The sequence below is a fragment of the Vibrio sp. TAP-3B genome (assembly GCF_057784735.1).
The window spans coordinates 38,375-64,773 of record NZ_CM173495.1; the positions used below are offsets into that span (position 1 = coordinate 38,375).

General features: G+C 44.9%; 25 protein-coding genes. 23 read left to right on the forward strand and 2 right to left on the reverse strand.

The window, feature by feature from the left end; genetic code table 11:
* Positions 1-158 precede the first annotated feature (158 nt).
* On the reverse strand, positions 159-962 hold the full coding sequence (suhB, locus tag AC3D28_RS00185; RefSeq protein ID WP_488536024.1) for an inositol-1-monophosphatase: 804 nt from the start codon (positions 960-962) through the stop codon (positions 159-161).
* 231 nt (positions 963-1,193) lie between these two features.
* Here suhB and trmJ point away from each other — a divergent pair, with 231 nt between their 5' ends.
* From trmJ to AC3D28_RS00285, 20 genes are all read left to right on the forward strand, one after another.
* The gene (trmJ, locus tag AC3D28_RS00190) at positions 1,194-1,922 is read left to right on the forward strand and encodes a tRNA (cytosine(32)/uridine(32)-2'-O)-methyltransferase TrmJ (protein ID WP_488535169.1); all 729 of its coding nucleotides are present in this window, start codon (positions 1,194-1,196) and stop codon (positions 1,920-1,922) included.
* 114 nt (positions 1,923-2,036) lie between these two features.
* Positions 2,037-2,543 (forward strand): Fe-S cluster assembly transcriptional regulator IscR, encoded by a 507-nt coding sequence (gene iscR, locus AC3D28_RS00195; RefSeq protein WP_098416393.1) that lies wholly within the window; start codon positions 2,037-2,039, stop codon positions 2,541-2,543.
* A gap of 28 nt (positions 2,544-2,571) precedes the next feature.
* Positions 2,572-3,786 carry an IscS subfamily cysteine desulfurase gene (locus tag AC3D28_RS00200; protein WP_098416392.1) on the forward strand — a complete coding sequence of 405 codons (1,215 nt, stop codon included), beginning with the start codon at positions 2,572-2,574 and terminating at the stop codon, positions 3,784-3,786.
* A 38-nt stretch (positions 3,787-3,824) separates the two neighbouring features.
* The gene (gene iscU / locus AC3D28_RS00205) at positions 3,825-4,208 is read left to right on the forward strand and encodes a Fe-S cluster assembly scaffold IscU (protein WP_098416391.1); all 384 of its coding nucleotides are present in this window, start codon (positions 3,825-3,827) and stop codon (positions 4,206-4,208) included.
* A gap of 71 nt (positions 4,209-4,279) precedes the next feature.
* Positions 4,280-4,603, forward strand: a complete 324-nt coding sequence (gene iscA / locus AC3D28_RS00210) for an iron-sulfur cluster assembly protein IscA (protein ID WP_098416390.1) — start codon at positions 4,280-4,282, stop codon at positions 4,601-4,603.
* 55 nt (positions 4,604-4,658) lie between these two features.
* Entirely contained in the window at positions 4,659-5,174 is a 516-nt protein-coding gene (gene hscB / locus AC3D28_RS00215) for a co-chaperone HscB (RefSeq protein ID WP_098416389.1), read from the forward strand.
* Between the two features lie 21 nt (positions 5,175-5,195).
* Positions 5,196-7,049, forward strand: a complete 1,854-nt coding sequence (hscA, locus tag AC3D28_RS00220) for a Fe-S protein assembly chaperone HscA (RefSeq protein WP_488535170.1) — start codon at positions 5,196-5,198, stop codon at positions 7,047-7,049.
* Positions 7,050-7,062: 13 nt separating this feature from the next.
* Positions 7,063-7,401, forward strand: a complete 339-nt coding sequence (gene fdx / locus AC3D28_RS00225; RefSeq protein ID WP_098416387.1) for an ISC system 2Fe-2S type ferredoxin — start codon at positions 7,063-7,065, stop codon at positions 7,399-7,401.
* Positions 7,402-7,446: 45 nt separating this feature from the next.
* The gene (gene iscX, locus AC3D28_RS00230; RefSeq protein WP_098416386.1) at positions 7,447-7,641 is read left to right on the forward strand and encodes a Fe-S cluster assembly protein IscX; all 195 of its coding nucleotides are present in this window, start codon (positions 7,447-7,449) and stop codon (positions 7,639-7,641) included.
* A 161-nt stretch (positions 7,642-7,802) separates the two neighbouring features.
* Complete coding sequence (gene pepB / locus AC3D28_RS00235; protein ID WP_488535171.1) at positions 7,803-9,101, forward strand: aminopeptidase PepB; 1,299 nt, start codon at positions 7,803-7,805, stop codon at positions 9,099-9,101.
* A 93-nt stretch (positions 9,102-9,194) separates the two neighbouring features.
* On the forward strand, positions 9,195-9,620 hold the full coding sequence (gene ndk / locus AC3D28_RS00240; RefSeq protein ID WP_098416384.1) for a nucleoside-diphosphate kinase: 426 nt from the start codon (positions 9,195-9,197) through the stop codon (positions 9,618-9,620).
* A gap of 246 nt (positions 9,621-9,866) precedes the next feature.
* Positions 9,867-10,994: a dual-specificity RNA methyltransferase RlmN gene (gene rlmN, locus AC3D28_RS00245; protein WP_098416383.1), complete on the forward strand. Its 1,128-nt coding sequence runs from the start codon at positions 9,867-9,869 to the stop codon at positions 10,992-10,994.
* 435 nt (positions 10,995-11,429) lie between these two features.
* Positions 11,430-12,380 (forward strand): cytoskeleton protein RodZ, encoded by a 951-nt coding sequence (gene rodZ / locus AC3D28_RS00250; protein WP_488535172.1) that lies wholly within the window; start codon positions 11,430-11,432, stop codon positions 12,378-12,380.
* A 6-nt stretch (positions 12,381-12,386) separates the two neighbouring features.
* Complete coding sequence (gene ispG / locus AC3D28_RS00255; protein WP_488535173.1) at positions 12,387-13,505, forward strand: flavodoxin-dependent (E)-4-hydroxy-3-methylbut-2-enyl-diphosphate synthase; 1,119 nt, start codon at positions 12,387-12,389, stop codon at positions 13,503-13,505.
* Between the two features lie 26 nt (positions 13,506-13,531).
* Positions 13,532-14,800: a histidine--tRNA ligase gene (gene hisS / locus AC3D28_RS00260; RefSeq protein ID WP_098416380.1), complete on the forward strand. Its 1,269-nt coding sequence runs from the start codon at positions 13,532-13,534 to the stop codon at positions 14,798-14,800.
* 127 nt (positions 14,801-14,927) lie between these two features.
* Positions 14,928-15,542: a YfgM family protein gene (locus AC3D28_RS00265; RefSeq protein WP_098416379.1), complete on the forward strand. Its 615-nt coding sequence runs from the start codon at positions 14,928-14,930 to the stop codon at positions 15,540-15,542.
* 12 nt (positions 15,543-15,554) lie between these two features.
* Positions 15,555-16,715 carry an outer membrane protein assembly factor BamB gene (gene bamB, locus AC3D28_RS00270; RefSeq protein ID WP_488535174.1) on the forward strand — a complete coding sequence of 387 codons (1,161 nt, stop codon included), beginning with the start codon at positions 15,555-15,557 and terminating at the stop codon, positions 16,713-16,715.
* A 177-nt stretch (positions 16,716-16,892) separates the two neighbouring features.
* The gene (der, locus tag AC3D28_RS00275) at positions 16,893-18,389 is read left to right on the forward strand and encodes a ribosome biogenesis GTPase Der (protein WP_098416377.1); all 1,497 of its coding nucleotides are present in this window, start codon (positions 16,893-16,895) and stop codon (positions 18,387-18,389) included.
* Positions 18,390-18,441: 52 nt separating this feature from the next.
* Positions 18,442-19,326, forward strand: coding sequence for an alanyl-tRNA editing protein (locus AC3D28_RS00280; protein ID WP_488535175.1), 885 nt, complete (start codon positions 18,442-18,444; stop codon positions 19,324-19,326).
* Positions 19,327-19,689: 363 nt separating this feature from the next.
* A complete protein-coding gene (locus AC3D28_RS00285) occupies positions 19,690-19,914 on the forward strand; it encodes a zinc ribbon domain-containing protein (protein ID WP_488535176.1) in 225 nt (74 codons plus the stop codon).
* 11 nt (positions 19,915-19,925) lie between these two features.
* Here AC3D28_RS00285 and xseA read toward each other — a convergent pair whose 3' ends face one another.
* Positions 19,926-21,257: an exodeoxyribonuclease VII large subunit gene (gene xseA / locus AC3D28_RS00290; RefSeq protein ID WP_488535177.1), complete on the reverse strand. Its 1,332-nt coding sequence runs from the start codon at positions 21,255-21,257 to the stop codon at positions 19,926-19,928.
* A gap of 232 nt (positions 21,258-21,489) precedes the next feature.
* Here xseA and guaB point away from each other — a divergent pair, with 232 nt between their 5' ends.
* The 3 genes from guaB (at position 21,490) to AC3D28_RS00305 (ending at position 26,301) form a co-directional block, all read left to right on the forward strand.
* On the forward strand, positions 21,490-22,956 hold the full coding sequence (gene guaB / locus AC3D28_RS00295) for an IMP dehydrogenase (protein ID WP_098416374.1): 1,467 nt from the start codon (positions 21,490-21,492) through the stop codon (positions 22,954-22,956).
* Between the two features lie 105 nt (positions 22,957-23,061).
* On the forward strand, positions 23,062-24,615 hold the full coding sequence (guaA, locus tag AC3D28_RS00300) for a glutamine-hydrolyzing GMP synthase (protein WP_098416373.1): 1,554 nt from the start codon (positions 23,062-23,064) through the stop codon (positions 24,613-24,615).
* A 162-nt stretch (positions 24,616-24,777) separates the two neighbouring features.
* Entirely contained in the window at positions 24,778-26,301 is a 1,524-nt protein-coding gene (locus AC3D28_RS00305; protein ID WP_488535178.1) for a Na+/H+ antiporter NhaC family protein, read from the forward strand.
* The last annotated feature ends 98 nt before the right edge of the window (positions 26,302-26,399 follow it).

The following is a 26,399-nucleotide window of genomic DNA, read 5'->3' on the forward strand; positions in this document are numbered from 1 at the left end:
CATAGCGTGGAAACATTAAGTATTCTTCTTACGTTTTACGTTATTTCTGCTCACTCATTTATTTGATAGGTATAACAAGGTTTGTGGAGAGTGAAATTGTGTAAGACACAAAAAAGCCCTGCTCATTGAGCAGGGCTTTTAAAATGGACTAAATATTCTTACTTAAGGAGTGCGCTGTTGCCACTTTCGCGAATGTGTTTAAGAATAGATTTTGTACCACGAGCGCTTGAAGCAACGATGTTTCCAGACTTCATGTACTCGGTACCGCCAGCAAAGTCCGTTAGGATTGCACCTGCTTCACGAGCGATAAGTTCACCCGCAGCCATATCCCATGGCTTTAGACCGAGTTCAAAGTAACCATCAACACGACCAGCAGCAACATAACATAGGTCAAGAGCTGCAGAACCGCTGCGACGGAAGTCAGCACATTCTGTGAATAAAGAGCCAATGATCTTGATGAAAGATTCAGAGTGTTGCTTCTGTTTGAATGGGAAACCTGTTGCTAGAATTGTACCTTGAAGGTCTTTTAGCGGAGTAACGCGGATACGTGCGCTGTTTAGCTGCGCACCAGCGCCACGTTGGGCGGTAAACAGCTCGTTTTGCATTGGATCGTATACACAGGCAACTTCAGTTTTGCCCTTGATGCGAACTGCAATAGAAACTGCGAAATGTGGATAGCCTTTAACAAAGTTATTTGTACCATCCAGTGGGTCGATGATCCATTGTACGTCTTGATCTTTACCTTCGATAAGACCTTGCTCTTCAGCAATGATACCGTGCTCTGGGTAAGATTGCTTGATAGTATCAATGATGATGTATTCTGCTTCTTTATCTACATTAGTGACAAAGTCATTAGTGCCTTTCAGTGAAGATTCTACTTTATCTGTGTTTTCTAATGATTTAGCAATATGATTGCCTGCTTTTCGCGCAGCGCGAATAGCAATGTTTAGCATTGGATGCATACGATTTTCCCAACGGATGTTAAAGAACAATTTAAAGCGGCGGCGAGTATACCAGAGATCAGTCAAAAGGGAAGTGGTTGTTTTTTGTTCTAAGTTGTTCAGTGTCATGTTATTGACCGAGTCGCACGCCACAACAATGACTAAGAATGATAGCAGAGGCCTGCTTCACTCTAGGGTGTGTTAAAAAATTATGGTAATATCCTGCGGTTTTAATTTAGGTAGCAAACACAGATGTTGGATCAAGTAAAAGTCGTACTCGTCGGAACTTCTCATTCAGGCAACATTGGTTCGGCTGCACGAGCGATGAAAGTCATGGGATTAAGTCAACTGGTATTGGTTGATCCTCAGTGTGAAGTGGATGAACAAACCCTCGCTTTGGCTGCTGGTGCCGCTGATATTGCACAAAATGCTCAGGTGGTCAGCACGCTAGAGGCCGCCATTGAAGATTGTAGTCTCGTTGTGGGCTCAAGTGCGCGTTCACGTACTTTAGAGTGGCCAATGCTTGAACCACGTGAGTGTGGAGAAAAGTTTGCTTTAGAAGGTCAAAAACATCCAGTTGCCCTCGTGTTTGGTCGTGAAAGAACGGGGTTAACAAACGAAGAGTTACAAAAGTGCCATTATCATGTTTGCATTCCTGCAAACCCAGAATATAGCTCGCTCAACTTAGCAATGGCCGTTCAAACGCTGAGCTACGAAATTCGCGTTGCGCACTTAAACCTTGAGCAGAGCCAGTTCGCCTTAAATGAATCAGAAGAGTACCCACGCCATAAAGAACTTGAGATGTTCTTCGAGCACCTTGAAAAGGTGATGGTGGAAACCCAATTCATTAACAAAGACCAGCCAGGGCAAGTGATGAACAAGCTTCGTCGTTTATACTCACGAGCAAGACCAGAAGCTCAGGAGCTAAACATTCTTCGTGGCATTTTGACCTCGATTGAAAAAACTTTGAACAAACAATAACCACTTTAGGTGTAAGGATGAATACCTGAGTAAAATGGTCAAATAAATACTTGACCATTTTACTCAGGTATGGAAAAATCTTAACCATTACAAACCATGTGGATACGGTGTGGTATGAAACTTACATCTAAAGGAAGATATGCGGTGACAGCCATGCTGGATGTGGCACTGCATTCGCAACAAAACCCTGTGCCTCTTGCTGATATTTCAGAACGTCAGGGTATCTCGCTCTCTTACCTAGAGCAGTTATTTTCAAAATTGCGCAAAGCAGGTCTGGTCTCCAGCGTTCGTGGTCCTGGTGGTGGTTACCGACTTGGTGCCGACGCAAATAGCATCGCTATTGGTACCGTGATTGCAGCCGTTGATGAGTCAGTTGACGCAACTAAATGCCAAGGTAAAGGAGATTGCCAAGGTGGGACCCGTTGCTTAACTCATACATTATGGCGTGACTTAAGCTCTCGCATTGGTGACTTCTTGAATAACATCACTCTTGGTGAGTTGATGAGAGACAATGAAGTCCTAGAAATTTCAGACCGTCAGAACATTGATCTGGTGGTAACCCATGGGCTATCAAACAAAAATACAACCGCCGCGCCCATCGGTGTAAACGTCCGCTCTTAGCGGTCAGCTTTTTACATTGGAGTAGAGAATGAAACTGCCTATTTATCTTGATTATTCCGCTACATGTCCAGTTGATCCACGTGTCGCTGAAAAAATGGTTCAGTACATGACAATGGATGGTACATTTGGCAACCCAGCGTCACGTTCGCATCGTTATGGCTGGCAGGCAGAAGAAGCGGTCGATACTGCTCGTGAGCAAATTGCTGACCTTCTAAATGCAGATCCTCGCGAAATCGTATTTACATCGGGTGCGACAGAGTCTGACAACCTTGCGATTAAAGGTGCAGCGCACTTTTACTCTAAAAAGGGTAAGCACGTTATTACATGTAAAACCGAGCATAAAGCGGTTCTTGACCCATGTCGTCAATTAGAACGTGAAGGCTTTGATGTGACGTACCTAGAGCCAGAGTCAAATGGCCTGATCGACCTTGAAAAGCTAAAAGCCGCGATGCGTGAAGATACCGTGCTGGTATCTATCATGCACGTAAACAACGAGATTGGCGTGGTACAAGACATCACTTCGATTGGTGAGCTATGTCGTGCACATAAAATTGTATTCCACGTTGATGCTGCACAATCTGCAGGTAAGTTGCCAATCGATGTTCAAGAGATGAAGGTTGACCTAATCTCACTGTCTGCACACAAAGCTTACGGGCCTAAAGGTATTGGTGCACTTTACGTACGTCGTAAGCCTCGTATTCGCCTTGAAGCGCAAATGCACGGTGGTGGTCACGAGCGTGGTTTCCGCTCTGGCACACTAGCAACTCACCAAATCGTGGGTATGGGTGAAGCATTCCGTATCGCAAAAGAAGATATGCAGAAAGACTACGACCACGCGCTAGCGCTTCGTAATCGTCTTTTTAACGGTGTGAAAGATTTGGAAGCGGTAACGGTAAACGGCGATTTTGAGCAGCGTGTTCCACATAACTTAAATATCAGCTTTGCTTTCGTAGAAGGTGAGTCACTACTGATGTCGTTAAAAGATCTCGCGGTCTCTTCTGGTAGTGCTTGTACTTCTGCAAGTCTAGAGCCTTCTTACGTTCTTCGTGCCCTTGGTATGGATGACGAGCTGGCTCATAGTTCGGTTCGTTTCTCATTCGGTCGTTTTACAACTGAAGAAGAAATTGATTACGCAATTGAACAAATCCGCGTTGCAGTAACTAAGCTACGCGACATGTCTCCTCTATGGGATATGTACAAAGAAGGGATTGATTTGAGCACAGTTGAATGGGCACATCATTAATCTCAGGGATTAGAATAGAGGATTCGAGGTAATTTATTATGGCATATAGCGAAAAAGTAATTGATCACTACGAGAACCCACGTAACGTTGGTTCATTTGACAAAGAAGATCTATCAGTAGGTAGCGGCATGGTTGGCGCTCCTGCTTGTGGTGACGTAATGAAACTGCAAATCAAGGTGACATCGGAAGGTATCATTGAAGATGCAAAATTCAAAACGTACGGGTGTGGTAGTGCAATCGCATCAAGCTCACTAGTCACAGAGTGGGTTAAAGGTAAGTCAGTTGACGAAGCCGCAGCAATCAAGAATTCGGAAATTGCTGAAGAGCTAGAGCTTCCACCAGTGAAAGTTCACTGTTCAATTCTTGCTGAAGATGCAATCAAAGCAGCGGTTGCAGACTACAAGAAAAAACACCAAGAATAATTATTTCGTAATATAATGGGGGCTTTTAGCGCTCCCATTCCAATCGTAATTTAGACAGACTAAGGTGCAGTATGGCCATCACAATGACAGAATCAGCGGCAAGTCGCATAAAAGCATTCCTAGATAACCGAGGTAAAGGTATCGGTTTACGTCTTGGAGTGAAGACGACTGGTTGCTCGGGCATGGCGTATGTACTTGAGTTTGTTGATGAGCTAAAAAAGGAAGATGAAGTTTTTGAACTCTCTGGAGTAAAAATTATCATCGACCCAAAGAGCCTAGTGTACTTGGACGGTACAGAATTGGATTACGTGAAGGAAGGGTTGAATGAAGGATTCGAGTTCAACAACCCTAACGCGAAAAGTGAATGTGGTTGTGGTGAAAGCTTCAACGTCTAATTGCTTGTCCTTCTGGGCAAACGAGTCCGGAAGGCTTTACTAGGACCCGATCTTAATGAATCACTTTGAATTATTTGGGCTACCAAGTCAGTTTAATCTGGATGGTGGCCTTCTTTCTTCTCAGTTCCGAGAATTACAAAAACGTTTCCACCCGGATAATTTTGCTTCGGGCTCTGAGCGTGATCGTTTAATGGCGGTACAGAAAGCGGCGCAGATTAACGATGCGTATCAAGTCCTTAAAAACCCTATCTCTCGCGCCGAGTATATTTTGGCAGAACAGGGAATGGAAATCCGCGGTGAACAGCAAACAATGCAAGATCCTATGTTCCTTTTGGAGCAGATGGAACTACGTGAAGAGCTGGAAGACATTGCTGGCAGTTCTGAGCCTGAATCAGCGCTTTTTGACTTCGATGTAAAGGTCAGCAAAATGTATAAACAGCATTTGGTAAGTGTCGAGCAAGAACTGGATCAAGGTCAATGGCCAGAGGCTGCAGACCGAGTTCGTAAGCTGAAATTTATTGCCAAACTAAAGAACGAAATTGAACTAGTTGAAGACAAACTTCTCAGCTAGTTAGCGTGACAAGGACCAATCATGGCACTACTTCAAATCGCAGAACCGGGCCAAAGCTCGGCACCTCATGAGCACAAGTTAGCAGCGGGTATCGACTTAGGTACCACCAACTCTTTGGTTGCTTCCGTACGCAGCGGTGATGCAACTCCTCTAGCGGACGAGCAAGGCCGTACCATTTTACCGTCAGTCGTAAATTATACGGAAGATTCTTCGACGGTCGGTTACGAAGCGAAAGCCAAAGCAGAGTTTGAACCAGAAAACACCATCATCTCGGTAAAACGCTTGATCGGCCGTTCATTACAAGATATTCAATCTCGCTACTCTTCGCTTCCTTACCGATTTAAAGAGAGCGAAAACGGTCTTCCGATTATACAAACGCCTCAAGGTGATAAGAATCCGATTGAAGTCTCGGCTGATATTCTAACAGTGCTTGGTAAGCGCGCCGAAGAGACATTGGGTGGTGAGTTAACTGGTGTGGTTATTACTGTTCCTGCCTACTTCGATGATGCGCAACGTGCCGGTACTAAAGATGCGGCCAAATTGGCGGGCCTACATGTACTTCGTTTGTTAAATGAACCAACGGCTGCAGCAATCGCTTATGGTCTGGATTCAGGTCAAGAAGGTGTCATCGCGGTGTATGATCTAGGTGGTGGTACATTTGATATCTCAATTTTACGCCTGTCAAAAGGTGTATTTGAAGTATTAGCGACGGGCGGTGACTCCGCATTAGGTGGTGACGATTTTGATCGTCTTTTAGCGGATTATCTTATGGCGCGAGCAGGACTTGAAGGTCCACTTTCAGCGGAACAAAACCGCACACTACTCAATATTGCCACCGCCACTAAGATAGCGTTTTCTGAGCAAGACAGCGTTGACGTTGATGTGTTCGGTTGGAAAGGTGCTGTGACTCGTGAGCAATTTGACGATTTGATCCGTCCACTGGTTAAGAAGACTTTGATGTCTTGTCGTCGGGCTCTGAAGGACGCGGATGTAAACGCAGATGAAGTGCTTGAAGTTGTGATGGTTGGCGGTTCTACACGTACTTTATTAGTTCGTGACATGATCGGCGAGTTCTTTGGTCGTACTCCACTAACCAGCATTAATCCAGACGAAGTTGTTGCGATTGGAGCTGGCATCCAAGCCGATATATTGGCGGGTAACAAGCCAGACTCAGAAATGCTGTTATTGGATGTTATTCCATTGTCACTCGGCATTGAAACAATGGGCGGATTAGTTGAGAAAATTATTCCTCGTAATACCACTATTCCAGTTGCTCGCGCCCAAGAGTTTACTACCTTCAAAGATGGTCAAACGGCAATGAGCGTACACATTGTGCAAGGTGAGCGTGAAATGGTGGATGATTGCCGTTCTTTAGCTCGCTTTTCGTTAAAAGGTATCCCCCCAATGGCGGCTGGTGCTGCCCACATTCGTGTGACCTATCAGGTGGATGCAGATGGTCTGCTTTCTGTTGAGGCAATGGAAAAGAGCACTGGTGTACAGTCAGAAATTCAAGTAAAACCTTCTTATGGTTTAAGTGACAACGAAGTCGCGGATATGCTGCGTGACTCAATGACGCACGCGAAAGAAGACATGCAAGCTCGTGCACTTGCTGAGCAGCGTGTAGAAGCGGATCGCGTTATTGAAGGGTTGGTTGCAGCGATGCAGGCTGACGGCGATGAGCTGCTGTCAGAGCAAGAAAAACAAACATTAGTAAAAGTGATTGAAGCGTTAATTGAGCTCCGTAATGGTGAAGATGCTGATGCGATTGAGCAAGGCATCAAAGATACCGATAAAGCGAGCCAAAACTTTGCATCACGCCGTATGGATAAATCGATTCGAGCTGCTTTGTCAGGTCAATCAGTAGACGATATATAAGAGATAAGTAGTTATGCCTAAGATTATTGTATTACCACACGATGATTTGTGCCCAGAAGGTGCCGTGTTGGAAGCAAACACTGGTGAAACCGTTCTAGACGTCGCACTAAAAAACGGTATCGGTATTGAGCATGCATGTGAAAAATCCTGTGCGTGTACTACCTGTCATGTGATCATTCGTGAAGGCTTCGACTCATTAGAAGAGAGTGAAGAACTGGAAGACGACATGTTAGATAAAGCATGGGGACTTGAGCCAGAATCACGTCTTGGCTGTCAGGCTAAAATTGTGGATGAAGACTTGGTGGTTGAGATTCCAAAATACACGCTAAACCACGCCTCAGAAGATCACTAAAACTATCCCCCATAAATAAAGGGAAAGAAATAAGGAAGATGAGCAATGAAATGGACAGATTCTCGCGATATCGCGATTGAGCTTTGTGACAAGTTTCCCGATGTCGATCCGAAAACCGTACGTTTTACCGATCTTCATCAATGGATCATGGAGTTGGATGAGTTTGAGGATGACCCAAATCATAGTAACGAGAAGATCCTGGAAGCCGTTATCATGTGCTGGATGGATGAAGCAGATTAAGTCTGTAAAACATAGCCTAGTTAACAATTCTTACTAAAAAAAGCGGACCTTAAGGTCCGCTTTTTTATCAAATTGACATTTTTATCCTACATAATGCTAACATCCGTGAGTTATTAAAAAGAAGCAGCGTAGGCAACGCCGCTATAAGACAAGGAGAAACCATGTCTACACAGATGTCTGTATTTATTAGTCAGGAATCGGCCGCACCACTCTGGGGTGAAAAAGCACTGCTTTCATTTGCTGAAAACGGCGCCACCATCCACCTAGGAGAAGGACACGATCTTGGTGCAATTCAACGTGCCGCTCGTCAACTAGATGGCCAAGGAATTCACTCTATTTTACTTTCTGGATCTCACTGGGATTTAGAGAGTGTTTGGGCTTTCCACCAAGGTTACCGCAATCCCAAAAAACATGGTTTAGTCGAGTGGACAGCACTGCCTGAAGAAGATCAAGTAGAACTGCAAGCGCGTATTACCGCGACGGATTTTACCCGCGATATCATTAACAAAACCGCAGAAGAAGTCGCGCCTCGCCAACTGGCGGCCATGGCTGCGGAGTTCATCAAATCTATCGCACCTCAAGGCACCGTAACGGCTCGTATCGTCAAAGATAAAGATCTACTTTCAGAAGGTTGGGAAGGTATTTACGCCGTTGGTCGCGGCTCTGAGCGCACTTCTGCCATGCTGCAACTGGACTACAACCCAACCGGCGATGAAAATGCGCCGGTATTTGCTTGTTTAGTGGGTAAGGGGATTACATTTGACTCTGGTGGTTACAGCTTGAAGCCCTCCCAATTTATGAGTTCGATGAAAGCGGATATGGGCGGATCAGGCACGATTACAGGTGGTCTTGGTCTGGCTATTTTGCGTGGTTTGAATCAGCGCGTGAAACTGATTCTGTGCTGTGCTGAGAATATGGTGTCAGGTCGCGCGCTCAAGCTGGGTGATATTATCACTTATAAAAACGGTAAAACCGTTGAAATCATGAACACGGATGCTGAAGGACGCTTAGTTCTTGCTGACGGTCTGCTCTACGCAAGTGAGCAAGAACCTGAGCTGATCATTGATTGTGCAACACTGACAGGGGCAGCGAAGAATGCGTTGGGTAACGATTACCACGCGCTATTGAGCTTTGATGATGAGCTATCTCATCAGGCATTAACGGCAGCGAATCAAGAGAAAGAAGGTTTATGGCCTTTACCACTGGCTGACTTCCATCGAGGCATGTTGCCGTCAAACTTTGCGGATCTATCCAACATCAGCTCTGGTGATTACTCACCGGGTGCAAGTACAGCGGCAGCTTTCTTGTCTTACTTCGTTGAAGATTACAAAAAAGGCTGGTTGCACTTTGACTGTGCTGGTACATATCGCAAATCTGCATCAGATAAATGGGCGGCAGGAGCTACAGGTATGGGCGTACGCACATTGGCTCGCCTATTAAATGAGCAAGCAGGTAAATGATACTAGTGACAGTGCTCATGGTTTGAGCGCTGCCATAGTCCAATTAGTCACTTTGATAAACAACCATTATTACAAGTATAGAAAGGAAACTTTATGGCTCTAGAAAGAACGTTTTCAATTGTTAAGCCTGACGCAGTGGAGCGAAACCTGATTGGTGAAATCTACGATCGTATTGAGAAAGCTGGTCTACGAATCGTTGCTGCAAAAATGGTTCATCTGACTGAAGAGCAGGCGAGCGGTTTTTATGCAGAACATGAAGGTAAAGAGTTTTTCCCACCATTAAGAGAATTTATGACCTCGGGCCCTATCATGGTTCAGGTATTGGAAGGTGAAAATGCTATTGCCCGTTACCGTGAATTGATGGGGAAAACGAACCCAGAAGAAGCAGCATGTGGTACGCTTCGTGCGGATTACGCACTTAGCATGCGCCATAACTCGGTTCATGGCTCCGATAGCCCAGAGTCTGCGGCACGTGAAATTGAGTTTTTCTTCCCAGATTCAGAAGTATACTCTCGTTAATTTAGGCTTGGTTTGCTTCAAATAAGCGCTAAGTCTAATCGCTAGAACATAACGTTAAGCCTCGGATATTTTCGGGGCTTTTGTTTATCTAAAAAACGCCTAAAGTTTATCATTATTGCTGTGCAAAAAAACAACCGCAGCAATGTTAATGCCTTAGCAAACTCAGGGTTTTATCCCCCTTGTTGTCGCTGCCTAAAGGCTGTACAATTCGCGCCCTTATTCTTGTTTCAGTCATTGAGAGGCAACATGACCACTGAAAAAATTAATCTACTCGACTTTGATCGCAAAGGTATGCGTCAGCTTTTCGCAGAAGAACTCGGCGAGAAAGCGTTCCGTGCCGATCAGGTTATGAAGTGGATCTACCATTTTGGTGTCGATGACTTCGAAAAAATGACGAACATTAACAAGAAGCTGCGTGAAAAGCTTTTGCACAAGTGTGAAATCAAAGCGCCTGTTGTGTCTGAGGCTCAGCACTCCTCTGATGGTACCATCAAGTGGGCCATGAACGTTGGTGACCAGGATGTAGAAACGGTTTACATCCCTGAAGATGATCGCGCAACACTGTGTGTTTCTTCTCAAGTCGGTTGTGCATTGGCATGTAAATTTTGTTCAACCGCACAACAGGGTTTTAACCGCAACCTCAAAGTGTCTGAAATCATTGGTCAAGTTTGGCGTGCTGCTCGTGAAATTGGTCTCGAAAAAGAAACTGGTCGCCGTCCGATTACTAACGTAGTAATGATGGGAATGGGTGAGCCGCTTCTTAACATGAAAAACCTAATACCAGCGCTAGAACTCATGCTTGATGATCTAGGCTTTGGTCTTTCTAAGCGCCGTGTAACGGTATCAACTTCAGGCGTGGTGTCTGGCCTTGATCAGATGACGGGAAAAATTGACGTTGCATTAGCAATTTCACTGCATGCACCAAACGATCAGCTACGTAGTGAAATCATGCCGATTAATGATCGTTGGGATATTCAAGACTTCTTAGCATCTGTGCGTCGTTACATCGCTTCTTCGAATGCAAACCGTGGCAAAGTCACTGTAGAATACGTATTGCTTGATCATGTGAACGACGATATGGATCATGCTCGCGAGTTAGCAGAGCTAATGAAAGATACCCCATGTAAGATTAACTTGATTCCTTTCAACCCGTACCCTGGCTCTCCTTATCAGAAACCAAGCAACTCACGCATTGACCGTTTTCAGAAAACGTTGATGCAGTATGAACACACGGTAACGGTACGAAAGACTCGTGGGGATGATATTGATGCTGCATGTGGTCAATTGGTTGGCGATGTTATTGACCGGACCAAGCGGACATCAATGCTAAAAGCATCACGTGGTGCCGATACCATTGAAGTCAAAGCAGTATAAAACGGCATCAGTTTATAGATAGCCAGAGCCATTTGCTCTGGCTATTTTGTATGTTGAAAGTGTAATTCAATCCAAAATGGGTGTTATAACCAAGAAACTTGAGGTGATTTGGCTATAATTTCGATTTCCTGTGTCAAAGTTTGGACAAAAGCTTGAGCTATCTGTTAGTTTGAGTGGAAAGGATTTTTGTCTTCGTTAGACATTCGCTTATTATAGGCATGATATTGACGTTGACACCGACAATTCTCAGCATTTTCTCACATACGCTTTGCTGATTTTTCGCAAACGAGTATTCACACTCAGATCGCTGAGAGTTTCTTAAACATATTATTTTGGTTAACACGTTTAGGCTAACTATCGTTCAGTAGGGCTTAAGAACAACAACGAAAATAAATAACCGCGTTAGCCATTAAAGCAGATTAAAATACCGCCATTATGACAGAACACGAAAATACGAATGAAGCGCCACTTTCTCTTGAAGCTGGCACACTACTGAAAAACAAACGCGAATCTCTAGGTATGAGCCAAAAGCAAATTGCTGACCGCTTGAGGCTTCGCGTTTCTGTTATTGAAGATATTGAAAGTAATCGTTTTGAATCTCAACAAGTTGCGACGTTTACACGGGGTTACTTGCGCTCTTACGCAAAAGTGGTTGGTCTTGATGAAAAAATGATCTTGACGGTTTTAGAACAAACCACAGATATACCGCCAAAAGAGCAAGAAATTGAAATGCAGAGCTTTTCTCGTAAAACCAAACAAGAGCAGCACAATAGCCGTATCATGCTACTGACGTGGGTGATCGGGATTATCATCATCGGTATTTCTGCGGCTTGGTGGTGGCAAAACCAACAAGAGAATAGCTTGACTAAAGAAGTCACGGAATCAAGCGTTGAATCGCCTCAGCCTACCGTCCAAGAACTGGCTGATATCGATTTAATGACCGCAAAAGAGTTAATTGCAAACTCGCCTGAAGACGTTACTTTAACAAATGACGAAGTTGTTGAAACGCAGACGACGTTAGTGGGACAGCAAACGGATATATTGGCAACAAAAACTGAAGAAACAGCAAGCTTAGATTCCGAACAATCAGTGGCAGTCATTGAAACTGAGGGAGAGGAACAACCTGCGCCATTAGTGCCTGAAGGCATGACACTTCTTACCATGAAATTTAAAGCGGACTGTTGGATTCAAGTGAAAGACACCGATGGCAAAACGCTGGTAAGTGGTACTCATAAACCAGGACAAGATGTAGAACTTGCCGGAAAAGCGCCGTTCAACGTAATACTGGGCGCACCGGAAGGGGTTACAATGACATTTGCAAGTGAACCTGTCGACCTTTCTGGGTATACTTCCGGCAAAGTAGCTAGATTCACTCTACCGTTATAAAGAATTATGCAACACGAATCTCCAATTATTCGTCGTAAATCGACGCGTATCTATGTGGGTGATGTGCCAATTGGTGATGGTGCGCCAATTGCAGTACAGTCTATGACTAACACTCGCACGACTGATGTAGAAGCGACAGTCGCACAAATCCGAGCACTAGAAAAAGTCGGCGCCGATATCGTTCGCGTCTCTGTTCCTACAATGGATGCCGCTGAAGCTTTTAAGCTTATTAAACAGCAAGTATCTGTGCCCTTGGTGGCTGATATTCATTTCGATTACCGTATAGCACTTAAAGTGGCAGAGTATGGTGTCGATTGCCTGCGTATTAACCCTGGCAACATTGGCAATGAGGAGCGTATTCGCTCTGTGGTCGATTGTGCTCGCGACAAAAACATCCCAATTCGCATTGGTGTTAATGGTGGCTCTTTAGAAAAAGATCTACAAATGAAATACGGCGAGCCGACGCCAGAAGCGTTGGTTGAGTCGGCAATGCGTCATGTGGATCATTTGGACCGCCTTAACTTTGAACAGTTTAAAGTGAGTGTAAAAGCCTCTGATGTATTCTTAGCGGTGGACTCTTATCGTTTACTAGCGAAGCAGATTGATCAGCCTCTGCATCTAGGTATCACTGAAGCGGGTGGCGCACGAGCGGGTGCTGTAAAATCATCCGTTGGTCTAGGCATGTTATTGGCAGAAGGTATCGGCGATACACTGCGCATCTCTTTGGCTGCCGATCCAGTTGAAGAGATCAAAGTGGGTTTCGATATTCTTAAATCTCTGCGCATTCGCTCACGTGGCATCAACTTTATTGCTTGCCCGAGCTGTTCACGTCAAGAATTTGATGTGATAGGCACCGTAAATGCACTTGAAGAACGGCTAGAAGACATCATTACACCGATGGATGTGTCTATCATCGGTTGTGTGGTCAATGGGCCTGGTGAAGCTGAGGTTTCCCATTTAGGGCTTGCAGGTAGCAATAAGAAGAGTGCGTTTTATGAAGACGGTAAACGTCAGAAAGAGCGCTTTGATAACAACAATCTTGTTGATCAGCTAGAAGCTAAGATCCGTGCAAAAGCATCTGTAATGGATAGCGAAAATCGCATCGAAGTGAAAGTACAAGATTAATCTCAACGATAATTACGGTAAGTATTGTGGCAAAAACAATTCAAGCAATTCGAGGTATGAACGACTGCCTCCCAACTCAGTCGCCACTGTGGCAGAAACTAGAAAACACAGTAAAAAATGTAGTTAGCGCATACGGTTATAACGAAGTGCGCATGCCAATCGTTGAGATGACACACCTATTTAGCCGCGCCATTGGTGAAGTGACCGATGTGGTTGAAAAAGAGATGTATACCTTCGAAGATCGCAATGGTGACAGCCTAACTCTTCGTCCAGAAGGGACGGCGGGTTGTGTGCGAGCTGGGATTGAAAACGGGTTACTTTACAACCAAGAACAACGTTTGTGGTACATGGGCCCTATGTTCCGTCATGAACGTCCGCAAAAAGGACGTTACCGTCAGTTCCACCAATGTGGCGTGGAAGTGTTTGGCCTCAACGGTCCAGACGTTGACGCAGAACTTATTATGATGACGGCACGTCTGTGGCGCGAGTTAGGCATTGAGAAACATGTGCGCCTCGAACTGAACTCAATTGGTTCGCTAGAAGCACGAACGAACTACCGTACAGCACTGATCGAATTCCTAGAGCAGCATATGGATATTCTGGATGATGATTGTAAACGCCGTATGCATACCAATCCGCTGCGTGTTCTTGATACTAAAAACCCAGACGTACAAGCGATTTTAGGTGATGCTCCTCGCCTTTCTGACCACTTAGATGAAGAATCTAAGCAACATTTTACCGGTCTGTGTGAACTTCTTGATGCAGCTGGCATCGAATACACAGTCAACGAGCGTCTTGTTCGTGGCTTGGACTACTACAACCGCACGGTATTCGAGTGGATCACTGAGAGCCTAGGTGCTCAAGGCACAGTATGTGGTGGTGGTCGTTACGATGGTCTTGTAGAGCAATTAGGGGGTAAACCAACACCAGCAGTTGGCTTTGCCATGGGCTTAGAGCGTCTAGTACTGATGTTAGAAACGTTGGAACTGACAGATGTTCGTCGCAGTGTTGACGTGTACGTAGTAACAGCAGGCGAAGGCACCATGATGGCAGGAATGAAGCTAGCAGAACAGCTTCGTGAGTCTATCCCTGGCGTTCGTGTGATGAATCACTTCGGTGGCGGTAACTTCAAGAAACAGTTTAAACGCGCAGACAAGGTTGGTGCTGTTGTAGCATTGGTTTTGGGCGAAAACGAAGTGGCGGATAATACCGTAGTACTGAAAGACTTGGCTGGTGGTGAGCAAGAAACTTACAATCAGGCCGAAGTTGCCGAAAAGATCGCAGCATTAATTTAAGGCTTTTAGTAAGCTAGCAAAAATTACATCCTAGTTCGTAAACTAAGGCTCCCAAATGTGGAGCCTTTAAACGAAATAGGAACAATGGCAGTTAAGCTGCCATTTACATGTTTTAAGAGGACAGGAAGTGGAACTTTACGATACTGAAGAACAACAAGTTGAAGCGATTAAAGACTGGTGGAAGGAAAATGGTAAAGCCGTCATCATCGGTGCGGTTGTTGGCTTAGGTGGCCTATTTGGCTGGCGTTATTACCAGGATTCTGTGATTCAGGCGAGTGAAACCGCTTCTCAAAGCTATACGACAGCAATGAACGCGTTGCAAGAGAAGGGGGTTGATGCGCAAGCAGACGTCCAATCTTTTATCGAGTCAAGCGAAGCGAAAGAATATTCAGTATTGGCTGCCTTGCAATTAGCGAAAGCACAGGTTGAGGCGCAAGACCTCTCAGCTGCGCTTGAGCAACTCAAATGGGCTCAAAGTAATACACAAGATGTAGCGCTATCGCCACTTATCAGCTACCGAATTGCTCGTATTGAAACTGAAATGGGTAACTTTGACGCCGCAAATGCAACGTTAGGTAAAGTAACAGATCCTGCGTGGAACGGTCGTGTTGCTGAACTTCGCGGGGATATTGCACTTCGCCAAGACGATCAAGATGCCGCTTACGCAGCGTACACGGAAGCGCAGCAAGCAGCAGACGCAAGCCCAACGCTACAAATGAAATTGGACGATTTGGCGAAATAAGGACCGTATTAAATGAAAAGAGTCTTTAAGAAAGCCTTGTTAGGGGCGTTAACAATGGGAATGCTTGCCGGGTGTGCTGGTGAAAAAGATACCATTGTTATGGCCCCATTGCCTCAGGTAGAGAGTGAATTTACACCTAATAGTAAATGGAGTACATCGATTGGTGATGGTGTTGACCATTACTTCTCTAAACTATCTCCAGTATTTGCGAATGACACCTTATTCGTCGCAAGTCGTGATGGTCAAGTTAAAGCTCTGGATCCTGAAAACGGCAAGCCATATTGGCAAGTGAATCTAGAAGAAGACGTGATTGCGCGTCTTTCTGGTGGTATCACGGCCGCTTACGGATACCTTTACATTGGCTCAGAGAATGGTGAGGCCATTTCTCTTGATCAAGAAACGGGTGAAGTAGTATGGCGAGTGAAAGTTGCTGGTGAAGTTCTGGCTAAGCCTGTGGCTGACTCTAATTTGATCATGGTCAATACCAGCCGAGGTATGTTGATAGCACTTGATAAGGACACTGGTGAGCAGCGTTGGGCGCTAAGCACGGAAGTGCCAAACCTTACCTTGCGTGGTGATAGCACGCCGACTGCGATTGGCGGTGGTGTTTTCTGGGGAACAGCGAACGGTCGACTAGCGGCAGCAATTGTTGAGCGTGGGCAGCTGATTTGGCAACAGCCAGTTGGCACACCAAAAGGTGCAACGGAGATTGATCGCCTAGTGGATGTCGACTCTTCTCCTATTGTTCTTGGCGGTACTCTTTTTACCATCGGTTACAACGGCCAGTTGATGGCGATCGATCTGCGCTCTGCAAATCCACTCTGGAAGCGTAATTATTCATCAGCGACTGATATTGCAACCGATGGTAGCCGTATTTTCGTTATTACTGAAAAAGATCATCTTGTCGCAGTTGACTCCCGCAGCGGTACAGAATTGTGGAAAAATAGTTTACTTGAGCATCGTCAGTTAACGGCGCCGGTCATTGTTGGTAATTATCTTGTCGTCGGTGACTCGCTTGGCTATTTACACTGGATGGACCGCTCGACCGGTGAATTCGTCGCACAGCAGTTTGTCGATGATAGCGGTTTTGCTGTTGGTCCAACGTTATTATCCGATGGTTATGTGATTATTACTCGCAACGGCGATGTAAAGAAACTAACCATTAACGAATAATAACGTGATATAATTCACATTCGGCTCCTGGTTGGTGACAGCTAGGAGCCGTTTTGTTGTTTGAATTTATTAACCCTGACGTGGTTATAGGTAAAGAGCTGGTTTGAGCTGGTTTGAGCTGGCATCGAGCAAGTCGTTACCTATAACTACAGAAGAAAGATTATTGTAGAGGTTGTTATGGTACCTGTTGTTGCTCTAGTAGGGCGTCCGAACGTAGGTAAATCTACACTATTTAACCGATTGACACGTACCCGTGACGCGTTGGTCGCGGATTTTCCAGGCCTAACGCGAGACCGTAAATATGGCCAGGCGAGACTTGGTGAAGAGCACGAATTTATTGTGATCGATACTGGTGGTATTGATGGAACAGAAGAAGGCGTGGAAACAAAAATGGCAGCACAGTCGTTAGCCGCTATTGATGAAGCTGATGTTGTGTTGTTTCTTGTTGACGGCCGTGCAGGTCTGACCCCTTCGGATGCCGCGATCGCGGCGCACCTACGTAAAGCCGAAAAACCAGCAATGCTGGTGGTAAATAAAATTGATGGTATTGATGCAGATGCGGCTTGTGCTGACTTTTGGCAATTGGGCGTAGAAGATATGTACCAAATTGCTGCGGCTCATGGTCGTGGTGTAACCGCATTGCTTGAGCGAGCGTTGTCTCCATTTTTCGATGATTTGCTAACCAGTGAATCTGAAGAAGGTGCAATTGAAGATCTGACAGAATTTGAAGATGCTGAAATTGAACCAGAAGAATACACAGAAGAAGAGGCCGAGCAAGAGTTTCAACGTCTTCAAGATCAGCCGATAAAGTTAGCTATCATCGGTCGTCCAAACGTGGGTAAATCGACGTTGACGAACCGTATCTTAGGTGAAGAGCGTGTGGTTGTGTACGATATGCCAGGCACCACGCGTGATTCAATTTATATCCCGATGGAACGTGATGGCCGTGAATATGTATTAATTGATACCGCAGGTGTTCGTCGCCGTGGCCGCATCAATGAAACGGTTGAGAAGTTCTCCGTTGTTAAAACTTTGAAAGCGGTAGAAGATGCGAACGTCGTGCTATTGGTTGTTGATGCACGCGAAAACATTTCAGATCAAGACTTGAGCTTACTAGGTTTCGCTCTGAATGCTGGTCGCTCAATTGTTATCGCTGTTAATAAGTGGGATGGCTTAGATAGTGAAGTGAAAGAAAATGTGAAGAAAGAGCTAGACCGTCGTCTAGGCTTTGTTGACTTTGCACGTATTCACTTTATTTCAGCATTACATGGTACTGGTGTTGGGCACTTGTTCGAGTCTATTCAAGAGGCATATAAGTCTGCGACGACTCGCGTTGGTACCTCAGTTCTGACGCGTATCATGAAAATGGCAGTGGATGATCACCAACCACCTATGGTTCGCGGTCGCCGTATTAAACTAAAATACGCACACGCAGGTGGTTACAACCCACCGATCGTGGTAATTCACGGTAACATGGTTCGTGAATTACCAGACTCGTATAAACGCTATCTGATGAACTACTTCCGTAAATCTCTGGAAATAATGGGGACACCGATTCGCATTAACTTCCACAACAGCGACAACCCATACGAGAACCGTACGAACAAGCTTACGTTGTCTCAAGAACGTAAACGCAAGCGTATGATGTCTGCGGTGAAAAACCGCAACAAATAATTGAACTCAAATACCCAAGTCTCTACTTGGGTATTTTTTTATATAAGAAGTAATGACAAACATGACTATCAAAGCAACAAAAATCCGTTTTTGTCACCAAACCTGGCATTTAGAAGTACAAGTACAACTTGTTAAATCGACAAATGATGTGACTTATATCGTTTCTGATCTAACCCCTTTTCATCCTGTTAGCCATATTTGGCCTGATCACCCAGCAGATAAAGGTTTTTTAAAAGCCAATGGTCTTACTTATGAAGTGATGGACTGCCAAGTTGGCGCTATTGAAGTTGCGACAGGAGAGCTCTATGTGGGCTCGTCTATTCCGGTAAAACGAGATGCACACGACTGGACGTTTGTCGTCGTGCATGTGTTAGCTCACACTGACTTGGTTAAGGTTGGTGATAGTATTGAGTTAGAAGTTGATAAAGAGCACCAACAGGCACTCAGTCGAGGTCATAGTGCGGGACACCTCGCTTACTTGGCTTTAAATAAAGTATTAGCGGAAGACTACTGGCGAAAGGACGCAGACCGTAAAGATCCTCACGGTCACTATGATTTTAATAGCTACGCGCAAGTCAGCAGTTTTGTCACACCGGATAAATGTCTAGATACGTATCGTTTAGGTAAAACACTCCGTAAAAAAGGGTTAAACAGTGCAAACATGCTAGAGGACCTTCAAGATATCGCGCTGAAGGTGAATGTCCAACTTCATAACTGGCTTCAGCGTGATGAGGCGATTGTTATAGACTGTCATGGTGATAACTTGACGGATTCACGTTATTGGAAGTGTGACTTAGGGGAAGACGAAATTGCTGTTATCCCTTGTGGTGGCACGCATTCAAGCCATTTGAAGGCGTTTGGTTCTATTCAGGTAAGGTTAGTTGAACTCGACTCTCAAACGATTGAAATGTACACCGATGTAAAGGCTCTCTTGTAGGGAATGGATCTTTTTATAAAGTTCTAAAAAATATTGATTTAAAATCAGTTAATAGATATTAATGTTGCTTTAAATTGAAATGCAGAATATGTAACTTATGCTTTCGGTGAGTGGTTATATAAATATTCTTTTAATAGGTGATCGCTGATCAAAGAGTAAATATCAGATGATCAGAACAGGATCTTTTTGAATCGAAACTATGGATGGTAACCAAAGCCAGCTAGAGCGGTGATGACGTTCAACGTGGAAAATACGATACTCAAATCGCTTCAAGATGTAGGGTTAGAGTACTCGTGCTGAACCGCAGATTGTGTGGTTATTTAGGTATAGAATAGAAGCACAAATAAACTGATGGAAAGTGATATGCAGCAGAATGTTTGCCCGACTTGTAAAGTCGAATTGGAATGGACAGGCCAATACTACTGTAGCCAGTGTGAGTCAGGCTTCAAAAAAGTAGGATTTTGCCCCGATTGTGAAGCTGAATTAGAGAAGCTACAAGCCTGTGGAGCCGCCAGTTATTTTTGCAATACATGCAGTGAACTCAAATCAAAATCGCGTGTTCGGTTTGAGTTCCAGAAAATCAATTAACTAAAATCGGATTAGTTAACCGTAGAGCGAATTTCGCCTTCGGCTAAACGGGTGATTAATACCTCACTCGCTTTTACATCTGAAGCTTGAGTGACCACCTTACCTTGCTCTGTTTGAGTGATCGAGTAGCCGCGCTTTAATGTGGCCAGCGGACTGACGGTATCCAGTTTTTCTGCGGCCATCGCAAGTTGATGGCGCATAGTCAGTAACTTGCGATCCATAGCATCCATCAGCTTTTGCTCAACACGCTCTAATTTGGACTTCTGCTCGCCAAGGCGTGTTACAGGAGAATTCAATTGCAGTCGGTAATGTCGACGTTCGATGCTCTGTTGGCGCAAGGCAATAAAACGACGCATTGCTCGCTGTAAGCGCATGTCTAAATCATCGAGTTGTTGAGATTGCCGCTGCAAGCGGTAGCTTGGGTGGTGTCGCTCTAAACGGTGCATTAATTGCGCAGATTGCTGCTTTTGTTGTGCTAGGTAGTAACGCATCGCGCTTGCTAACTTATGTTGGCGAGTAACTAAAGCTTGATCTTTGTGGCTGTTGTCACGGCTGACTAGCTCAGCGGCTGCTGATGGGGTAGGCGCGCGTACATCGGCGACAAAATCGGCTATTGTCACGTCTACTTCATGTCCAACGGCGCTAATAATAGGAATTTGGCTTGCTGCAATCGTGCGAGCTAATATCTCGTTGTTAAAACACCATAAATCTTCTAATGAACCGCCCCCGCGGCCCACAATTAGCACATCACATTCATCACGGCTGTTGGCGCGACCAATCGCTTGTGCAATTTGAATGGCAGCTTCTTCACCTTGCACCACTGTCGGGTAAATCACAACGGGTAGGGAAGGATCACGGCGTTTCAATACGTCTAAGATGTCGTAAAGCGCGGCACCAGTTTTCGAGGTGATCACACCAACTCGTTTTGGATGCTCAGGCAAAAGCTGTTTATTGGTTTGCGCGAACAACCCTTCTGCAGCAAGCTTCATTTTCAGCTCTTCAAACTCTTGCTGAAGACGGCCATCACCTTCCGGTTGCATGCTTTCGATGATCAATTGGTAGTCACCGCGAGGCTCATAAAGAGACAGGCGAGCTTTTACTAGGACTTGATTACCATTTACAGGTTTGAAAGTCACACGGCGATTGTTACCACGGAACATGGCACATTTAACTTGAGCGCGAGAATCTTTAAGAGTGAGGTACCAGTGACCAGAGACAGGAGCTGAAAAGTTGGATATCTCTCCGACGAGCCAAACGATCCCCATTTCGTTTTCAAGGAGTAAACGAACTTCTGCGTTGAGACGAGAAACAGTAAAGATGTTTTGATTGGTCTTGGAGAGCACAGCTAATCTCTTAGACGTGAATATGGAAATTAGCCGCAATATAATACATAGCAAGGGGGGGATTGCAAGAAAAAAAGTAAAAAATTTGTGGTCAAGCGATTGCGTTAAACGTATAATCCCTCCGCAATATCTAATCCAAATGTAATTGGTTACTTAAAACTAGTTACCCTCATTATGCGAAACGATGAGATTGGATTGTTCTTTTTACTCCTCTAATTGTGAGATATTGCAAATGCTAAGAATTGCCAAAGAAGCGCTGACATTCGATGACGTACTACTGGTGCCAGCACACTCCACCGTTCTCCCAAACACAGCTGATCTTCGCACTCAGCTGACGAAAAATATCACCCTGAATATTCCGATGATTTCTGCGTCGATGGATACAGTGACGGAAGCCCGTCTAGCTATCGCACTTGCGCAGGAAGGTGGCATTGGCTTTATCCATAAGAACATGTCTATCGAGCAGCAAGCTGCCGAAGTTCGTAAAGTAAAGAAATTCGAAGCTGGTATGGTGACTGATGCGGTAACGGTCAACCCAGACGCAACGATTGCGGATGTTGTTGCACTAACCGAGAAGCATGGCTTTGCAGGCTTCCCTGTCGTGACTGAAAGCCATGAGCTTGTCGGTATCATTACTGGCCGTGATGTTCGTTTTGTGACAGACCTTTCTAAGAAAGTCTCTTCAGTAATGACGCCAAAAGAAAAACTGGCGGCAATTAAAGAAGGTGCAACACGTGAAGAAGTGCAAGAGAAAATGCACGAAGCTCGCGTGGAGAAAGTGCTGGTAGTGAACGATGAGTTTCAATTGACCGGTATGATCACGGCAAAAGACTTCCATAAAGCGGAACGTAAACCAAATTCATGTAAAGATGAACGTGGTCGTCTACGTGTTGGTGCAGCCGTTGGTGCTGGAGCTGGTAACGAAGAACGAGTAGCCGCATTAGTTGAAGCGGGCGTTGACGTATTACTGATTGACTCTTCACACGGTCACTCTGAAGGTGTTCTAACTCGAATTCGTGAAACTCGCGCCGCGTACCCAGATTTAGACATCATCGGGGGTAATGTTGCTACGGGGGCTGGTGCTAAAGCCCTAATTGAAGCTGGCGTAAGCGCTGTGAAAGTGGGTATCGGTCCTGGTTCTATCTGTACGACTCGTATTGTAACTGGCGTTGGTGTTCCTCAAATTACGGCAATTGCCGATGCAACAGAAGTGGCGAACGAGTACGGCATTCCTGTGATTGCAGATGGTGGTATTCGCTTTTCTGGTGATATCTGTAAAGCAATTGTTGCAGGCGCATCTTGTGTAATGGTCGGTTCTATGTTCGCAGGAACAGAAGAGTCGCCGGGCGAAGTCATTCTTTATAATGGTCGTTCTTACAAAGCTTACCGTGGAATGGGATCACTTGGTGCCATGTCACAAGGTTCTTCAGACCGTTATTTTCAGTCTGATAATGCCGCAGACAAGCTGGTACCAGAAGGCATTGAAGGTCGTATCGCACACAAAGGTCGTCTAAAAGAGATCGTACATCAACAAATGGGTGGTCTACGTTCAAGCATGGGGTTAACCGGCAGTGCAACAATCGAAGATATGCGCACTAAAGCAGAGTTCGTTCGTATCTCTGGTGCGGGTATGCAGGAGTCTCATGTACACGACGTTCAAATTACCAAGGAAGCGCCAAACTACCGTTTAGGCAACTAGCTAATAATAGCTTTACGTAAACGGTTGCTTTTTTCTTGAAGCATTAATAAGAGGCGAGTACACTCGCCTCTGTTTTAATCACTTAGCTTATAAAGACTGCTCAAAATGACTAAAAATATTCATGACCAACGTATTCTTATCTTGGACTTCGGTTCCCAATACACACAGTTAGTCGCTCGTCGCGTACGTGAAATCGGCGTTTACTGTGAACTGTGGAGCTGGGACGTCGAAGAAGCGGATATTCGTGAATTCAATCCAGACGGTATTATTCTCTCTGGTGGTCCTGAAAGTGTGACGGAAGAAAACTCTCCACGCGCTCCTCAATATGTATTTGACTCTGGCGTTCCTTTACTTGGCGTATGTTACGGCATGCAAACCATGGCGGAACAGTTGGGCGGGAAAGTAGCAGGCTCTAACGAACGTGAGTTCGGCTACGCTCAAGTTAAAGTTTCTACTGAATGTGCACTATTTAAAGATCTTGAAGCAACTCAAGATGTTTGGATGAGCCACGGTGATAAAGTTGTAGAAATCCCTGTTGATTTTGAACAAGTAGGTAACACAGAAACTTGTCCGTTTGCTGCGATGGCGAACGAAGAGAAGAAATATTACGGGGTTCAATTCCATCCAGAAGTCACGCACACCAAACAAGGTTTACAGATGCTAGAGAACTTTGTTCTTGGCGTATGTGGCTGTGAGCGTTTGTGGACATCTGAGTCTATTATCGAAGATGCTATCGCTCGTATTAAAGATCAAGTAGGTGACGATGAAGTTGTCCTAGGTCTATCTGGCGGTGTTGATTCTTCGGTCGTCGCCATGCTGGTTCACCGTGCAATCGGTGACAAATTAACGTGTGTATTCGTTGATAACGGCTTACTTCGTCTCAACGAAGGTCAGCAAGTTATGGAAATGTTTGGTGATAAATTTGGCCTAAACATCATCAAAGTTGACGCTGAAGAGCGCTTCTTAGAAGCGCTGAAAGGCAAATCGGATCCTGAAGAAAAACGTAAGGCAATTGGTCATATTTTCGTTGATGTGTTCGATGAAGAGTCTAAGAAGTTAGCCAATGCGAAGTGGTTGGCTCAAGGCACAATCTACCCTGATGTTATCGAGTCAGCAGCCTCTAAAACGGGTAAAGCGCACGTGATTAAATCACACCACAACGTGGGCGGTCTTCCTGAAGAGATGCAAATGGGTCTTGTTGAACCACTACGTGAGTTGTTTAAGGATGAAGTGCGTAAGATTGGCCTTGAGTTAGGTTTGCCATACAACATGCTTTACCGCCACCCATTCCCAGGGCCTGGTCTAGGGGTTCGTGTTCTTGGTGAAATCAAGAAAGAGTACTGTGACTTGCTGCGTCGTGCAGACGCTATCTTTATTGAAGAGCTTCACGCCGCAGACTTGTATAACAAGGTTTCTCAAGCATTCACCGTATTCTTACCTGTTCGTTCTGTTGGTGTGATGGGCGATGGTCGTAAGTACGACTGGGTTGTATCACTACGCGCGGTAGAAACGATCGACTTCATGACGGCACATTGGGCACATCTGCCATACGACTTCTTGGGTAAGGTTTCTAACCGTATCATCAACGAAGTTGAAGGTATTTCACGCGTTGTTTACGACATTTCTGGCAAACCGCCAGCGACGATCGAGTGGGAATAATTTACACTCGATTGTTCAATTTATAAAAACCAGCCTTCGGGCTGGTTTTTTTGTGCTTAAAAATAGTGAAGGGGGATTTTACTTTTTTATTGAGAGATATATACATACGTTGAAATTAAATATATATTCACTTTAAGTGTTTATATATCTAAAGGTGTTGCTATGGAACAGGCTGAAGTTACCTCTCTTATTCCCATCCTTATTACTCTTTTTCTTGCTCTTACTACGAGAAATGTGGTCGTTGGTTTATTTGCTGGCGTGGTCAGCGGTGTAGCCATGCTTGAAGGCACATTTATCGAGACAGGGCTGCTCGACTCGTTTAGTGCATTAATGAAAAGCTATCTTTTACCTCAGTTAACCGATAGCTATAACGCGGGTGTGATCCTTTTATTGGTCTTTATTGGTGGTTTTGTCGCGCTGATGGAAAAGTCGGGTGGTGGGGTAGCTTTTGCTAAAAAGGTGACTCAATGGGTCGCGAGCAAATGCCAAGCTCAGTTATCCGCATGGTTTGGTGGTGTGGTGATCTTTTTCTCCGACCTTGGTACACCATTGATTGTTGGCCCGGTTTTCCGTCCTTTATTTGATAAGCTGAAAGTGTCACGTCAAAAATTAGCGTTTATTATCGACTCTACTTCTTCACCGGTCGCAATTTTAATCCCTTTTATTGGATGGGGGGTGTATATCATGGGACTGATTCAAAAAGAGTTTACGGCGCTTGAGATCAGTATGAGTGATTGGGATGCGTTTATCGGTGCCATTCCTTATCAGTTCTACGCATTCCTAGCGATTGCAATTGTTCCGATTATCTCTTTCTTCAAACTGGACTTTGGCCCAATGGCAAAAGCAGAACAGTTAGCTGAGCAAGGTTCTGATTTTGGAAAAGTTCAGGAAACGATGAATGTTTTTTCGCATAAAAATTCAAAATCCAGTTTTGTGTGGGCTCCTTTATTAGTGATGTTGGTTGTGCTGTGCACCATTCTCATTCCGCATGGCTTCCCTTTACAAAAAGTAGCGGGTTCAACGTTTCGTGCCGCGCTTTCTTCTGCTTATTTCTTTGCCGCATTAACGTTGATTATGCTGATGGCATTTTACGGAGTAAGAAAGCTGTCTGATGGTATCCACGTATACCTCAAGGGGATGTCAAATATGATGTCGGTTGCGGTTATCTTGGTGTTGGCTTGGGCTCTGAGTTCTGTAGGTAAAGAGTTAGGTGCAGCTGCTTATATTGCAGAGCAAGCTCAGTCAGGTTTCCCTTATTGGTTATTACCTGCGGTTGCCTTTTTATTGGCCGGTGTTATTTCTTTTGCTACAGGATCTTCTTGGGGGACTTTTGCGATCATGATGCCGTTAGTGATCCCAACCGCAGTTGCGATAGATGCACCAATGTTGGTTTGCATTGGCGCAGTCCTATCAGGCGGCTTGTTTGGTGACCATTGCTCGCCTATCTCTGAAACCACGATTCTTTCTTCAACGGGCGCAGGCTGCGAGCAGTACGAACATTTCCGCACCCAATTGCCTTACGCAGTGTTGAATGGAGTGATCGCGTTAGGGTGTTTTCTTCTGGCTGGGATATCAGCGTCGCCAGTGATTGTACTTGCGGCGATTGTTATTCAATGTACGATTTATTTTACGTTGTCTAAACAAAAACAAACCAAGCGGTTAGATTCGGTTTCTGCAAAACAATAGAGTAAAAATCACATCAGAAGGAGGTGAAAAATCCTCCGCTTTTCTTTGAGTAAAGGTAACACTTTTCTTGTGAAAAAATGTCTGTAAGGACTTATTTC

Bases quoted from the DNA above. Each gene is read 5' to 3' on its own strand.
- AC3D28_RS00305 (WP_488535178.1), top strand. From the start codon at position 24,778: ATGGAACAGGCTGAAGTTACCTCTCTTATTCCCATCCTTATTACTCTT.
- pepB (WP_488535171.1), top strand. From the start codon at position 7,803: ATGTCTACACAGATGTCTGTATTTATTAGTCAGGAATCGGCCGCACCA.
- iscX (WP_098416386.1), top strand. From the start codon at position 7,447: ATGAAATGGACAGATTCTCGCGATATCGCGATTGAGCTTTGTGACAAG.
- guaA (WP_098416373.1), top strand. From the start codon at position 23,062: ATGACTAAAAATATTCATGACCAACGTATTCTTATCTTGGACTTCGGT.
- ndk (WP_098416384.1), top strand. From the start codon at position 9,195: ATGGCTCTAGAAAGAACGTTTTCAATTGTTAAGCCTGACGCAGTGGAG.
- rodZ (WP_488535172.1), top strand. From the start codon at position 11,430: ATGACAGAACACGAAAATACGAATGAAGCGCCACTTTCTCTTGAAGCT.
- der (WP_098416377.1), top strand. From the start codon at position 16,893: ATGGTACCTGTTGTTGCTCTAGTAGGGCGTCCGAACGTAGGTAAATCT.
- suhB (WP_488536024.1), bottom strand. From the start codon at position 962: ATGCATCCAATGCTAAACATTGCTATTCGCGCTGCGCGAAAAGCAGGC.
- iscR (WP_098416393.1), top strand. From the start codon at position 2,037: ATGAAACTTACATCTAAAGGAAGATATGCGGTGACAGCCATGCTGGAT.
- hscA (WP_488535170.1), top strand. From the start codon at position 5,196: ATGGCACTACTTCAAATCGCAGAACCGGGCCAAAGCTCGGCACCTCAT.
- guaB (WP_098416374.1), top strand. From the start codon at position 21,490: ATGCTAAGAATTGCCAAAGAAGCGCTGACATTCGATGACGTACTACTG.
- bamB (WP_488535174.1), top strand. From the start codon at position 15,555: ATGAAAAGAGTCTTTAAGAAAGCCTTGTTAGGGGCGTTAACAATGGGA.
- fdx (WP_098416387.1), top strand. From the start codon at position 7,063: ATGCCTAAGATTATTGTATTACCACACGATGATTTGTGCCCAGAAGGT.
- iscU (WP_098416391.1), top strand. From the start codon at position 3,825: ATGGCATATAGCGAAAAAGTAATTGATCACTACGAGAACCCACGTAAC.
- hscB (WP_098416389.1), top strand. From the start codon at position 4,659: ATGAATCACTTTGAATTATTTGGGCTACCAAGTCAGTTTAATCTGGAT.
- AC3D28_RS00280 (WP_488535175.1), top strand. From the start codon at position 18,442: ATGACAAACATGACTATCAAAGCAACAAAAATCCGTTTTTGTCACCAA.
- iscA (WP_098416390.1), top strand. From the start codon at position 4,280: ATGGCCATCACAATGACAGAATCAGCGGCAAGTCGCATAAAAGCATTC.
- AC3D28_RS00285 (WP_488535176.1), top strand. From the start codon at position 19,690: ATGCAGCAGAATGTTTGCCCGACTTGTAAAGTCGAATTGGAATGGACA.
- ispG (WP_488535173.1), top strand. From the start codon at position 12,387: ATGCAACACGAATCTCCAATTATTCGTCGTAAATCGACGCGTATCTAT.
- AC3D28_RS00200 (WP_098416392.1), top strand. From the start codon at position 2,572: ATGAAACTGCCTATTTATCTTGATTATTCCGCTACATGTCCAGTTGAT.
- rlmN (WP_098416383.1), top strand. From the start codon at position 9,867: ATGACCACTGAAAAAATTAATCTACTCGACTTTGATCGCAAAGGTATG.
- trmJ (WP_488535169.1), top strand. From the start codon at position 1,194: ATGTTGGATCAAGTAAAAGTCGTACTCGTCGGAACTTCTCATTCAGGC.